This window comes from Devosia ureilytica (genome assembly GCF_024273195.1).
Taxonomy (GTDB): Bacteria; Pseudomonadota; Alphaproteobacteria; order Rhizobiales; family Devosiaceae; genus Devosia; species Devosia ureilytica.
This window is the reverse complement of record NZ_JAMZCU010000002.1, coordinates 67447-80919: the sequence shown is the minus strand read 5'-3', so window position 1 is coordinate 80919 and position 13473 is coordinate 67447. Positions and strand designations below refer to the sequence as shown.

The following is a 13473-nucleotide window of genomic DNA, read 5'->3' as shown; positions in this document are numbered from 1 at the left end:
TCAGGTGCGACCCGTCTGGGGAAAAGGGATTGGGGCTGCCGCCGGTGGCTTGCTGCGCTCAATGGCGCCAGAGACCAGAGCGCAAATTTCTTCAGGCTGATGGTGCTGGAATATTTCCAGATACTCGATCCCGGCCCGTCGCAGCGCCTCCCGCTTGACCGCATCGCGGGCGGCGGCGTCGTTCTGATAGTGACCGCTGCCTTGATGCTCGATGGCGACGACCGCAAAACCGAACGTGTCGATGATCAGCATGTCGACGCGCTTGGAGTTGATCGAACTATGGGCCGAAGGGTCGGCGGACCGGATAAACTCACCCATGCTGGTCTGCGCCATAAGGCGATAACCGGGGCCACAACGCCGCAAATGCGTCTCGACAACGCGAAAGACGTCATATTCGGGGCGCGACATCAACCGGGTTTTCTCAAAGGCGGCGCCCATGACGACGCGCAATTGGTCAGACGAATCGAGCACGGGCGTGGATTTCGGGACCACGCGCGGGTAGGCGTTCAGGGGTGTGGGGCTTGATCGCTTCGGACCTGAATAGGGTCTGCGCCGACCCAAGGACCTGAACGGCCGTGGCAGACGGCCCGATCCAAATGCCGCATAAAGCGCCGCTGCGGCCAGCAGCAGAAACAGAATTTCCACCCACCCCTCCATCTCGTGCCGAGCGCGGATGATGAAGCATGGGGATTAACAGCCAGGACTGTCAATCAGTGCGATTTTGCGCACTCTGTTAAGGATATCCATGGGCGTCAGGCGGCCTGGACCGCTCCGCCATACGAGCACACTCTCATGGCCGTCTCGGCTAAAATCCTCCATTGGGGAGGATTTGGCGGCTTCGTCGCCGCCGCCTCGCCACGCGAGCATAGCTCTCGTGGCCTTCTCGCCTAAATTCGCTCCACTGGAGCGAATTTGCCCCAAGGGCACGGCTTGCCATTCGAGCATAGCTCTCATGGCCTTCTCCGCTAAAATCCTTCCACTGGAAGGATTTTGCGGCTGCGCCGCCGCCTCGAAGTCAGTGATCCTCGTGGGCATCGGGGACGCCGACATGCCAGTAGCCGGCGGCCTTGACCCATTGGGGGTTGAAGCCGCGCTGGTCGAGAAGGTGGGCCTTTACGGCGCGGGACATGTTCACTTCGCCGGCGACATAGGCATAGGCGTCGCCGGACGGGAAGGCAGTCGCGGCGATGGCGTCGAGCACGAGGCTGGTGGTGCCGGGGGCGGCGCCATTGCGGTGGACATAGATGAGCGTGAGGTCGGCGCTGGTCTCGAAAGCCTGCTCCTCAGCCGCGTTCTCGACTTCGATGACAGCAAGGACCGGAGCGCTGGCGGGCAGTTCTTCGATGCGGCGGCCGATGGCGGGCAGGGCAGTTTCGTCGCCGGCCAGCAGGTACCAGTCAAAGGCCATGGACACGATTTGCGAGCCGCGCGGGCCGCCGATGACGAGGGTGCTGCCAAGACTGGCTGAGGCGGCCCAGCCCGAGGCGGGGCCATCGCCATGCAGCACGAAATCGAGGTCGATCCAGCCTTCCTCAACGCTCCAGTAGCGCGGGGTATAGTCACGCATTTCGGGGCGGGTGCCGGGCTTGAACTCTGCGCCATTGGGTCCGATGGGCGGCAGCTCGGGCGTCACCCCTGGGGCAAAGAAAAATGCCTTGATGTGGTCGGCATGGCCGAGCGAGGCAAAGCCCTCCATGTCCCCATCAAGACGGATGCGGCGCATCAGGGGGGTGATGTCGGTAATGCCGATAACCGTGAGCAGGCGCATCCGGGTGTCGTAGCGCTGGCGCTGGATGGCGCGGGGATCATTTGCGGTTTCGGTCATGGTTAATCCTGATTAGCGTAATCAGGTATTATCGGCGCGCGGTGGCGATTGCAAGCTTGACCTATGCGTCAATCACCCTATCTCTGCGGCTCAATGACAATGGAGACTGGCATGCAGCGCGCGGTATATTCACAGTTCGGCACACCGGAAAAAGTTCTGTCCACCCAACAGGCAGAGCGGCCGCAGCCGGGTGCAGGCCAGGTGCTGGTGCGCATGGTGCTCTCGCCCATACACAATCACGACCTGATGACGATTGCGGGCCAATATGGGTTCAAGCCGACGCTGCCGGCCGGTGCGGGCACCGAGGCGGTGGGCGTGGTGGAGGCATTGGGCGAGGGTGTCAGCCATCTCCAGATCGGGCAGCGCGTCGCCGGCGGGGCGCAGGACACCTGGGCCGATTACTATCTCGCGGACGCCCGGCGGCTCGTGCCAGTGCCCGAGAGCGTGGATGACGCCACGGCGTGCCAACTGGTATCCATGCCGCTGAGCGCCAAGATGCTGCTTGATACGCTCGGGGTTACGGCCGGGCAGTGGATTGCCCTCAATGCGGCCAATGGGGCGGTGGGCCGGCTGGTGGCGCAATATGGCGCCGACCTCGGCATCAATGTGCTGGGCCTGGTGCGCCGCGCCGAGGCCGTCGCTGAAATGGCGGAGCTGGGCTTTGCCAATGTCGTTGCGACAGACGGCGAGGGTTGGCAGGACACGGTGCGCGCGGTGACCGGCGGCGCGCCGATTGTGCGCGGGATCGAATCGCTGGGCGGGGACGGCGCCACTCAACTCCTCAGCATCCTTGCCGATGGGGCCGAGCTGATCAGCTTTGGCGCCATGACCGGACGACCTCTCAAAATCCCGGCGGGCGACCTGTTGTTCCGCGGAATGACCATCAAGGGGTTCTGGGGTGCCAATCCGCCGGTCAGGCCGGAGCGGATCGGCCAATTGCTTGGGGAGCTGATTGCCGACGCTGCCGCCGGCAGGCTCAAGATGCCGATTGAGGCCAGCTATGATCTGGCGGATGTGGCGCAGGCGGTTGCGGCCAGCGATGCGCCCGGCCGCAATGGCAAGATCGCCCTGCGCGGCCGATAAATTCGGGCCGACAGGCTGTCAGATGCTCCAGGGTCTGCCTATATGGGCGGACCCTTTTTCGTCAGGCCTTGCCATGCACAAGCTGATAGCGCGCTTTATCGCCCGGCACGAACCGCGCCACGATTGGCGGGTCCACGCCAAATCGGCGGCCGCGACCGGCGCGGCGGTGACGCTGATCGGTTACTTGTCGGCGGTGACGGGGCTGCCCTTGCTGCTGGCGCCACTGGGGCCGACTGCGCTGGTGATCTTTGGCCAGCCCGACTCCCCCAATGCGCAGCCGATCAACATTTTCGCCGGCTATTTCATCGGCAGCGTGCTGGCGGTGCTGGCCATGTCGGTGGTGCCCGAGCCGTGGTGGCTGGCGACGCTGTGCGTGGGCCTGGTCATGCTCATCATGCTGGTGTTGCGGGTGACCCATCCGCCCGCAGCAGCGGTGCCACTGCTCGCCTATGGTGCGAAGGTGGATGGGTTGACGCTCTTTTTGGTGCTGCTGCTGGCCTGCACGCTGCTGGTGGTGCTGGGCATGGTCATTCACCGCCTGCCGCCGCGCCGCCGCTATCCGCTGCCGCTGGCCGAGGAAATCGAGAAGGAGTGAGGGGCGGGGGATTGTTGGTGGTTCAATACCCGAGCATTTTGTCCTGCTCCTGCCGTAGCGCAAAGAGCCGGGTGGTGACATCGGGCAGGGCATTGGCGCGGGTGAGCAGTTCGCCCTTCTTGATCGCAGCGGTGACCTTGCCGCCTTCGAGGAGGCCCACGGGCCAGGCGCCGGCAGCGCGGGCGTCGGTGACGGTCATGGCGTAGGAGCGGTAGCAGGTTTCGCCGATGGCATCGAGCGCTTCGCCGGGCTTGAGGTCGCGCTTGGCGACGGCGCAGACCTCGGCCACCGGGCGGGGTAGTGGCACCATGTCGGGCCTGCCGGTGAGCATGATGCGGGCGCAGGTGAGCGGCACTTCAAGGCTCGTCAGGTGATAGGGGCGGAAGAAGCCGTAATAGGGCCCATGGCCGATATGAAGATCATCCATGCGCTCGATGATGCGCGGATGGGTGGCCTTGACGATGACGAAAACGCCGGGCGCGACGCCCTTGCCCACGGTGAAGTCGACGACGCCCGAGGAATTGAGAATGCCGCCATCGGCCTTGGGAATGAGCACCTTGGCCATGTCGTCGCGATGGGCGGCCGGGCCGTGCATGCCGGGCACGTCGGGCAGGAGGCCCGTGGCATTGGCAATGGCGGTCATTTCGACGGCGGTTTTCGACCCGTCGACGAACTCGACCAGCATGCGCGGGTTCATGTTGCGGCGGGTTGCCTCTTCCCGATAATCGTCGGGCACGGCGTCGTGCTTGAGCGGATTGTTCTTGCCCTTGCCGGCGGCGACGATGTCGAGGCCGAGGGCGGAGACAAATTCGATCAGCTCCATGCATGAGCTGGGTTCGTCGCCGGCGCCGACCGAATAGACGACGCCGAGGCGGTCGGCCTGGGCCTTCAAATAGGGGCCGATGGTGACGTCGGCCTCGACATTCATCATCACCAGATGCTTGCCGTGTTCCATGGCCATGAGGTCATAGTCGGCCGCGACGCCCGGCTTGCCGGTGGCGTCGATGACGACGTCGATATTGGGGGTGGTGACCAGGGTTTCGGCCGAGGTGATGGCGATCTTGCCCGCTTCGATGGCGGCGGTGGCGGCGCTGGGCGTGTCGACGACCCTGCCCATGGAATCCTCGCCATAGGCAATGGTCATGGCATCGAGCGCGGTATGGGGCCGGCGCGTGGCAATGGCCGCCATTTCAATGCCGGTCATCAGGCTCATCTGGGTGACCAGATCAGTGCCCATCTCGCCCGAGCCGATGACGCCCACGCGAATGGTCTTGCCTTGTTCGGCACGTTGGGCGAGGTCGCGGGCAAGGCCGGTGAGGGCAATTCTGGTGGGCATGGCGGGTCCAGTTCGCTGATGGGCATGCGATACCGCCGCTGGCCGTTGGGGGCAAGGATTTCTCGGAAGTTCGATTTGTCGGCGCCCTGCCATTCGTGCGGCCACCGGCGCGCCCGGCCCCGATTATGGCCCAGCCCTGCGAGCCGCCATTCGAACGTAGCTCTCATGGCCTTCTTGGCTCAACCGGCTCCACAGGAGCCGCTTGTCCTGCGGATCGCCGGCGAAGTCTTCGGGCCTATGTGCCTCCAATCGCCCCACTGGGGCGCCTGGCCCCGTTCTGGCGGCCCAGCCCTGCGAGCGTAGCTCTCATGGCCTTCTTGGCTCAATCGGCTCCACCGGAGCCGCTTGTCCTGCGGATCGCCGGCGAAGTCTTCGGGCCTATGTGCCTCCAATCGCCCCACTGGGGCGCCTGGCCCCGTTCTGGCGGCCCAGCCCTGCGAGCGTAGCTCTCATGGCCTTCTTGGCTCAATCGGCTCCACCGGAGCCGCTTGTCCTGCGGATCGCCGGCGAAGTCTTCGGGCCTATGTGCCTCCAATCGCCCCACTGGGGCGCCTGGCCCCGGTCTGGCGGCCCAGCCCTGCGAGCGTAGCTCGCCTGGCCTTCGTGGCTCAATCGGCTCCACCGGAGCCGCGGGTCCAGCGGCTCGCCGGCGAAGTCTTCGGGCCTATGTGCCTCCAATCGCCCCACTGGGGCGCTTGGCCCCGTTCTGGCGGCCCAGCCATTCGAGCGTAGCTCTCATGGCCTATTTCGCTCCGGTCGCGCCACTGGCGCGCCCGGCCCCGATGGGACGCTTCATAGTTAGCACTTCTTAAACCGTTCGCGCCGAATATGCCCCTTGGAGAAGACTCCCGGGGGGCTCCCTTACGAACATGGCCAAGCAAACCAAGCAGACGGTCGCCTTGCCTGAGGTCAGCGACCTCGACGCGATCGATGGCATCCGCGACCAGTTGATCGACGCGCTCGAAGACGGGGCGGTGACGGTCGAGGCCGGCGCCGTGGAGCGGGTGTCCACCAATGCGCTCCTGCTGTTGCTGAGCGCCGCCGAGACCGCCCGGCGCCACCATTTTGATTTTACCATTGAATCGCCGAGCGCGGCCATGAGTGCCGCGATCGAGCGACTGGGCCTTTCCGCCCAGTTTTCGGGGATGATGAAACTATGACGCTGCGCGTACTCACAGTCGATGATTCGCGGACCATTCTGGCCATGCTGCACCATACGCTGAGCAATGCCGGATTTGAGGTGCTGCAGGCCGAGGACGGCAAGCAGGGCCTGGACATGCTCAAGGCACAGGACGTGGATGTCGTGATTACCGACATCAACATGCCGGTGATGGATGGCATCGAGTTCATCAAGAATGTCCGGGCCACCGGACAGCACAATTCGCTGCCCATCCTGATCCTCACCACCGAAACCAGCCAGGACAAGCGCGACCAGGGCAAGGCCGCCGGCGGCACCGGCTGGATCGTCAAGCCTTTTGACCCGGAAAAGCTGATCTCGGTCATCCACCGCGTCGTTCACTAAAACCCAAAGCAGACCCAGAAGGGTTGGAAGCCTAAGCATGAGCGATCTCGACGACTTCAAGGCCACCTATTTCGACGAATGCTCCGAGCTTCTGACCGAGCTGGAGGAGCAGTTTGCCGTCATCGAGGAGGGCGAGCGTGGCGCCGACCGGCTCAATGCGGTGTTCCGTGCCATCCACTCGATCAAGGGTGGCGCCGGGGCCTTCGGCTTTTCAGCGCTGGTGGGCTTTGCCCATGCCTATGAAACCCTGCTCGACTATGTGCGTGATGGCCGGGTCGAACTGACCGACGACGTGGTGGTCCTGTGCATCCGGGCCAATGACATCGTCGCTGATCACGTCAATGCGGCCCAGTCGGGCGAGGCCCTGCCTGTCGATTACGGCGCCGAAGAGAAGGCGCGTTTTGACGCCCTGGCCCGCGGTGAGACCGGTGGCGATGACGACGCCGATGCCGACGGCGAAATGATGGATGATTTCGACATCGACTTCACCCCGGTCATGGTCAATCTGGGCGGCTCGATGGCAGAGGGCGAAGCGCCGGTGGAAGACGTGTTCGAAAGCGCCCCGATGGCGGCTGCCGAGGGCCAGTGGGAAATCCGCTTCACCCCGCATCGCGCCCTCTACGCCCGGGCCAATGACCCGCTGCTGCTGTTCCGCGAGCTGGCGGCGCTGGGCACGATGAGTGTGCGCGCCGTTCTGGGCGATGTGCCCCCGCTTTCCGATTTCGAGCCCTTTGCCGTCTATTGCTCCTGGGAAATCACCCTGGTGTCGCCGGGCCTTAGCGAAGTCTCGATCCGCGAAGTGTTCGAGTTCGTCGATGGCGACTGCGATATCATTATTGCCCAGGCCGGCATGGTGCCCAGCCTTGCCGACATTGGTTTTGACATTTCCGAAGCGCCGGCCCCGGCTGTTGCGGACGCCGAGCCGGACCTTTCGAGCCTTCTGGCGCTGACCGAAGAGGAAGTGGCCAATCCGCAGGAGCCGGTGGCGCCGCTGGCCGACTTTATCCCCGAGCCGCCGGCCGGCCCGGTTGGTGCCCAGGACAGTTTTGAAGAAGCTCCGGTGCTGAGCTTTGCAGCGCTGGCCGAAGAGATCATGCCGGCGGCCCCGCCCCCGGCGCCCAAGCCGCCCGTCGCCAAGGCTGCGCCGGCTGCGGGTGGTGGCGAGAGCGAGGAAGGCGGCGGACGCAGCGTTGGCGTGCAGTCGATCCGCGTCGATCTCGACAAGGTGGACCGCGTCGTCAACATGGTGGGCGAACTGGTGATCACCCAGTCCATGCTGACCCAGCAGATGGATGAGACGCTGCGCGCCCGCTACACCGAACTGGTGCGTGGCCTGGAAGTGCTGGCGCAAACCACGCGCGGGCTGCAGGATTCGGTGATGGCCATTCGCGCCCAGCCGGTCAAATCGGTGTTTTCGCGTATGCCGCGCCTGGTGCGCGAGCTGGCGACCAAGACATCGAAAAAGATCAAGCTCGAGACCATTGGCGAGAACACCGAAATCGACAAGACGGTGATCGAGCAATTGAGCGATCCGCTGACCCATATGATCCGCAATTCGGCCGACCATGGTATCGAGATCCCGGAAAAGCGGCTGGCCAGCGGCAAGTCCGAGACGGGCACCATTCGCCTTTCGGCCGAGCAGGCTGGCGGCAATATCCTGATCATCGTCGAGGACGATGGCGGCGGCATCAACCGCGAGCGTGTGCTGCAGGTGGCCCGCGACAAGGGCGTCGTGGCGCCCGACGTCAATCCGACCGATGAGCAGATCGACCAGCTGATCTTTGCGCCCGGCTTTTCGACGGCCAGCGAAGTCAGCGACATCTCCGGGCGCGGCGTCGGCATGGACGTAGTGCTCTCCAACATCAAGAAAATCGGCGGCTCGGTGCATGTGCGCAGCTGGACCGGCAAGGGCACGCGCATGACCTTGCGCCTGCCACTGACCCTGGCGGTGCTCGACGTGATGCTGGTCAAGGTTGGCGACAGCCCCTATGTGGTGCCGCTCTCCTCGATCGTTGAAACCATGCAGTGCTCGCGCGCCAGCTTCGAGCGCGTGCCCTCCGGTGGCCGGGTGCTGCAGGTGCGGGGCGAATATGTGCAGGTCATCGACCTGGGCCAGCGCTTTGGCCTTGCCACCCAGGTGCAGGAGACCGACCAGTTCGTGGTGTTATGCGAAACCGAGGGCAGCCAGAAGGTTGCGCTGGTGGTGGACGACATCATCGGCCAGCAGCAGGTGGTCATCAAGTCGCTGGAAGAGAACTTCGAGCGTGTCGAAGGCATCGCCGGCGGTACCATCCTGGGCGATGGCAATGTGGCGCTGATCGTGGACGTGCAGGGGTTGCGCACCACGCATCTGCACCAGAACGCGGCCTAGGGCTGGTCGCGCTTTCGGTCCACGGATCAAGTCCGAGGACCAAATAGGGGGCCAGTTCTGTTGAACCCGCCCCTAAGGCAAAAAGCGCGGTTCGCTGTTAAGGAATTGGCGTCAGTTGACGCGCTAGTATGAGGAAAGGCTGCCCAGAAAGGGCAGCAGAAGAGGCGAGTAAGATGGAAGCGCTGAGCCTTCGCGACGACGTTAGCGACAAGTCGGCCCTTGCGGCACAGAATACATTGCAGCTGATCGCCTTTTCGATCGGCGAACAGACCTATGGCGTGGAAATCACCACGGTGCGCGAAATCCGCGCCTGGAACGGTGCCACCCCGCTGCCCAATACCCGCGAATTCGTGCGCGGGGTGATCAACCTGCGCGGCACCATCGTCCCGATCTTTGACCTGCGCGCCCGTTTCGGCGACGGTCAGACCTCGCCCACCAAGAACCATGTCGTGGTGGTGATGAGCGTCGGTGACAAATGGGTCGGCATCCTGGTGGACGCGGTTTCGGACATTCTCACGGTCAACCGCGACGACATCCACAATGTGCCCGAGGGCAATTCCATCGACACCGAACTGCTCAATGGCATCGTCACCCATGACAGCCGCATGGTGGGCCTGATCGACCTGCATGCAGTGGTGTCGGGCGCCAAGATGGACGGCTAGGGCCGAGCTCGTCAGAGTTAGGTTTGGGAGGGCGCCGCGAGGCGCCCTTTGCTTTTACGGGGCGGCTTTTCCGATTGCGACACTGATCCCCGGCAGCGGCATCTTGACATTGTCGGGTCACTCGGATTTATCAAACATGACTTCAATTGTCATGTAATGGAATAGCCATGATTTCCCGCCGTGTCTTCACGTTTCTGGGCCTGCCTATGCTGCTAGCCATATCGGCCCCCGCATTGGCCCGCGATATCACCCATGTCATGGGTGTCACCAGCGTTCCCGAAGCACCGGTTCGCATCGTGGCGCTGACGAACGAGGCGACCGAGGACCTCCTGGCGCTGGGCATTGTCCCCGTTGGTGCGGTGCGCTCCGCCAATGCCGCCCCCTGGTTCGACCATGTCGCGGAGGCCCTTGCCCAGACGACGTTGGTTGGCGAGGAATTGGCGCCCAATCTCGAAGTGATCCTGTCGCTCCAGCCCGATCTCATTCTTGGGAACAAGAAGCGCCACGAGGCAATCTATGAGCAGCTTTCGGCCATTGCACCGAGCGTGTATGTCGAAAATGTCACCGGCCAGTGGCGTGACAATCTGGCGTTTTATGCCGAAGCCGTGGGAAAATCGGCTGAAGGCCAGGCTGCCTTGAACGCCTATGTGCAGCGCGTTGACGCGATCAAGGCTGCGCTCGGTGACAGGGTGAATGAAAAGGTCGGGCTCGTCCGTTTCATCGCCGGCCAGAACTATGCCTATAACAACGATAGCTTCTCGGGCTCGATATTGCGCGATATCGGCTTCGGCCGTCCGGCGGCGCAAGACAAGGCAGGGTTGGCCGAGCCAATCACCCTGGAGCGGATTCCCGAACTCGACGGCGACCGTCTGCTGCATTTCTCATACGAAACTGGTGATGGCGGCGCCAAGCAGGAAGCCGAGACCTGGATGGCATCGCCCCTCTGGCAGGGACTGGCCGCTGTGAAGGCTGGGCATGTGCATGCGGTTTCGGACACTGTATGGGCCACTGCCGGCGGCATCATGGCGGCCCATCTCGCCCTCGATGATATCGAACGCATCTACGCTCTGGCCTCAACCCGCTGACCGGCTCGCATAGACGGCGGCGCGCAGGGCGCCGCGCCGCCGGAGCAGTCGGCTGTATCTGAGGATGCACCCCGGCCATTGCCGGGGTGACACCCTGCGGGCGGGCGTCGACTGGCGCTATGAGGTTCGTACCTCTGTAAAATGCAAAAAAGGCGCTCGAGGCGCCTGTGTCGACAGACCGGATGAGGGAATTAGAACAGTTCGGCGTCGCCATGGGCCTGGTGGGCGGCGATGCCGGAGAGGGCGGGGACGCGCAATTCGTCGAGCGTCAGGCTGGCCCAGATTTCGTCATAGACGCTGTCGGGCGCCGTCGGCGGCAGGAGCGCGAACTGGCGGACGGCCAGGGCCATGTTCTGGCAGCGCTGTTCAATGCGGTCCTGTCCCTGCAGGGCAGTGATGATGAGCTGCACGGCTTCATGGACCGTGGGGTCCTTGCCCAGCTGCTTTTCGGCAAGCAATTCAAGCGCTTCGGTGATGCCTTCTAGCATGGAAGCGGTCTGCCGAGCTGTCTCGTCCAATTCTCGTGCGAGTTTTTGCAGTGACATTGATGCGTATTCCTAGCCCCGTTCCACCAACCCTATAGCGCTATTTCTAAACCTCTCCTTGATGAAACAATTCCCACCAGCGAACTCGTACGTCGTGGTTAGCAATTGGCTAACGAGTTTTCCTCTACCATCGGAACAATTCGCCCGCAGAGGTAGATGAAGACGAATGGCCCTCGCAAATACCCTGCCACCCGAGTTTGATCGTGGGGTGGTGACGACCGTCCACCAGGGCGACTGTCATGTTTCCAGTGCTGCCGACGTCACGTTCTCGACAGTGTTGGGATCGTGCATATCGGCCTGCGTGCGCGACAGGGTGGCGCTTGTCGGGGGGATGAACCACTTTCTGCTGGCCCAGCAATCGGGCTCGGCCAAGGACCGTTACGGCGCTTCGGCGCGCTATGGCGCCTTCGCCATGGAACAGCTGATCAACAAGGTCCTGTCGCAGGGCACGGGCAAGAAGGCCAATCTTGAGATCAAGGTGTTCGGCGGCGGCAAGATCAATGCGGCGCTCGATGACGTCGGGGCCAAGAATATCGACTTCGTCCGGCAGTTCCTGATGGATGAAGGCTATACGGTTTCGAGCGAGGATCTGGGCGGCAATTTTGCCCGGCGCGTCTTGTTCAAACCCCATACCGGGCGGGCCTTCGTCAAGCGGCTCGACAGCGATGTGGGCGCCAATGTGGCCAAGGAAGAACTGGCGATTGCAACGCGGCGCGTGGTGGTGCCGGCGCCGGTGGACGATATCGAATTGTTCTAGGTTCGTCTCGCCGGGCGCCGGATTACGAAAGTCTTACCGTCCGGCGACGGCTTATAGATTTGGTTAACCATTCCTCGCTTAGGGTCCGACCATGCCGGACCATGCCGCCCTTCGCCTCGATTCGCGTCCCCCACGCCGGGGATTGCGTCTTATGCTGGCAGCCGCAGCGCTATGGACTTTTTATGGCGGCGCGGCGGGTGGTCTGCTGTTGGCGATGGGTCCCGGGCCGGGCTGGTTCGGGGCGGCGGGAAGCCTGGCGGCGCTGGCCATTGCCGGCAGCCTGATCGGCGGCCATGTGGCGGATCGGCGCGAGGCGCGCCGGCTGGCCGCCATTGCCCAGGCCGCCGGATTGTCCGACCGGCCGAACGAAACGCTTTCCATAGCCAGCATCGTGGCCCGGCTCGGCACAAGGCTGGAGCGGGCGCACCATTTCCGCGCGGCGCTGAGCAGCGTTGAGGCGCCCCTTCTGGTCATCGACGAACATGGGGTCATTCTGGCGGCCAGCCAGGGCATGGAGCGGCTGGCGCCCGGCGCCATCGCCGGGGAAACGCTCGACGGTCTGTTTGGCGCTGGCTATCTCGAAGGCGGCGGCGGGGCGCCCGAAGAGGCGCTGGTCATGCTCAAGGGCATGCGGATGATGGCCCATCGCCGGGCGTTGCCCTCGGGGCGCTATGTGCTCGAACTCAAGCCTGCCGGGCATTTCATCGAGGACGATGACCTTGAATCCGTGCTCGAAGCACTGCGGCAGGGACAGACCGGGTTCCGCTTCGAGGCGGATGCGGCGGTGAGCCATGCGGCGCTGGGCGGGTTCAACCAGGCGCTGGAGGCATTGGACGCCGGCGTGACGCAATTGCGCGGGGTGCTCTCGGGCGAGGCTATCAGCAGCCCGGACCTGCCCCTGGCGTCCGAGGCGCAATTGGTGCTCGACCTGTTCTCGGGGCTCGATGAGCAGCAGCGCGACGAGGCCCATATCCGCACCACGCTCGAAAGCCGGCTCGGCTCGGTCAAGACGCTCCTGGCGCAGTTCGAGGCGCGGGCGGCAGAGCTGGAGCAGGCCGCAGAAACCGGCAAGCAGGCGCTGGCGGCAGGGGTCGAAAAGATGGCGGCGCTGGAGGCGCAGTTGAGCGCAGCCCGGCGGCGCAACGAGACCGCCCAAGGGCAGGCTGCGCAGGTGGAGCAGGCAGCGGGCCGCACCAAGACGCTGGTCAGCGAGATTGCGCGCATGGCCCAGGAAATCGACACCATGACGGCGGGCATCGAGGATGTTTCGTTCCGCACCAATCTTTTGGCGCTCAATGCTGCGGTCGAGGCGGCACGGGCGGGCGAGAAGGGGGCCGGGTTTGCGGTGGTGGCCGACGAGGTGCGCCAGCTGGCGCAGGTGACCAATCGCTCGGCCAAGGACATCCGGGTGATTGCCGACAAGGGCCGGGCGCAGGCGCGCATGGGTCTTGATGAAGCCAATGACCTCGAAAAAATCACCGCGGCGCTGCGGGATAATTTACGCAATCTAAGCAATGCACCCGCCACTATCGCCCCGATTGTGGAGGGTGGCAGGCGCAATGAGGTGCTCGCCATCCCTGCGCGGGCGAAGGTCGAAATGTCCGGTCAGGAGACCGGCCTCGACCAGCGCGCCGCCAGCTAAGGCATCGGACCGACTGCGTCGGCGCGATGGTTTGGTCCTCTCGTCGTCGG

Annotated in this window: 13 protein-coding genes; 9 read left to right on the top strand and 4 right to left on the bottom strand. The window is 64.0% G+C overall.

Annotated features, from left to right (window positions below):
• Together NIM87_RS04275 and NIM87_RS04270 are read right to left on the bottom strand one after the other, a co-directional pair.
• The gene (locus NIM87_RS04275) at positions 1-645 is read right to left on the bottom strand and encodes a DUF2726 domain-containing protein (RefSeq protein WP_254673401.1); all 645 of its coding nucleotides are present in this window, start codon (positions 643-645) and stop codon (positions 1-3) included.
• 370 nt (positions 646-1015) lie between these two features.
• Entirely contained in the window at positions 1016-1825 is an 810-nt protein-coding gene (locus NIM87_RS04270; protein ID WP_254673400.1) for a siderophore-interacting protein, read from the bottom strand.
• A gap of 111 nt (positions 1826-1936) precedes the next feature.
• On the opposite strand from NIM87_RS04270, the gene NIM87_RS04265 reads away from it, so the two are divergent.
• Positions 1937-2908 carry a zinc-binding dehydrogenase gene (locus NIM87_RS04265; RefSeq protein WP_254673399.1) on the top strand — a complete coding sequence of 324 codons (972 nt, stop codon included), beginning with the start codon at positions 1937-1939 and terminating at the stop codon, positions 2906-2908.
• Positions 2909-2981: 73 nt separating this feature from the next.
• Entirely contained in the window at positions 2982-3503 is a 522-nt protein-coding gene (locus NIM87_RS04260; RefSeq protein WP_254673398.1) for an HPP family protein, read from the top strand.
• Positions 3504-3525: 22 nt separating this feature from the next.
• Here the strand turns inward: NIM87_RS04260 and NIM87_RS04255 are convergent, their stop codons facing one another.
• Complete coding sequence (locus tag NIM87_RS04255) at positions 3526-4839, bottom strand: NAD(P)H-dependent oxidoreductase (protein WP_254673397.1); 1314 nt, start codon at positions 4837-4839, stop codon at positions 3526-3528.
• 869 nt (positions 4840-5708) lie between these two features.
• Between NIM87_RS04255 and NIM87_RS04250 the strand changes: the two genes are divergently transcribed.
• The 5 genes from NIM87_RS04250 (at position 5709) to NIM87_RS04230 (ending at position 10479) form a co-directional block, all read left to right on the top strand.
• Positions 5709-5999: an STAS domain-containing protein gene (locus NIM87_RS04250; protein ID WP_254673396.1), complete on the top strand. Its 291-nt coding sequence runs from the start codon at positions 5709-5711 to the stop codon at positions 5997-5999.
• Positions 5996-6361, top strand: a complete 366-nt coding sequence (locus tag NIM87_RS04245) for a response regulator (RefSeq protein ID WP_254673395.1) — start codon at positions 5996-5998, stop codon at positions 6359-6361. The genes NIM87_RS04250 and NIM87_RS04245 overlap by 4 nt, the downstream gene beginning before the upstream one ends.
• A 37-nt stretch (positions 6362-6398) precedes the next feature.
• A complete protein-coding gene (locus NIM87_RS04240) occupies positions 6399-8732 on the top strand; it encodes a chemotaxis protein CheA (RefSeq protein WP_254673394.1) in 2334 nt (777 codons plus the stop codon).
• Between the two features lie 173 nt (positions 8733-8905).
• On the top strand, positions 8906-9394 hold the full coding sequence (locus NIM87_RS04235) for a chemotaxis protein CheW (protein WP_254673393.1): 489 nt from the start codon (positions 8906-8908) through the stop codon (positions 9392-9394).
• A 167-nt stretch (positions 9395-9561) separates the two neighbouring features.
• Entirely contained in the window at positions 9562-10479 is a 918-nt protein-coding gene (locus tag NIM87_RS04230) for an ABC transporter substrate-binding protein (protein WP_254673392.1), read from the top strand.
• A 191-nt stretch (positions 10480-10670) separates the two neighbouring features.
• On the opposite strand, the gene NIM87_RS04225 is transcribed toward NIM87_RS04230, so the two are convergent.
• Positions 10671-11024, bottom strand: coding sequence for a hypothetical protein (locus NIM87_RS04225; RefSeq protein ID WP_254673391.1), 354 nt, complete (start codon positions 11022-11024; stop codon positions 10671-10673).
• A gap of 166 nt (positions 11025-11190) precedes the next feature.
• Here NIM87_RS04225 and NIM87_RS04220 point away from each other — a divergent pair, with 166 nt between their 5' ends.
• Both NIM87_RS04220 and NIM87_RS18560 read left to right on the top strand, forming a co-directional pair.
• A complete protein-coding gene (locus NIM87_RS04220) occupies positions 11191-11781 on the top strand; it encodes a chemotaxis protein CheD (RefSeq protein WP_254673390.1) in 591 nt (196 codons plus the stop codon).
• Positions 11782-11932: 151 nt separating this feature from the next.
• Positions 11933-13423, top strand: coding sequence for a methyl-accepting chemotaxis protein (locus NIM87_RS18560; RefSeq protein WP_269467941.1), 1491 nt, complete (start codon positions 11933-11935; stop codon positions 13421-13423).
• The last annotated feature ends 50 nt before the right edge of the window (positions 13424-13473 follow it).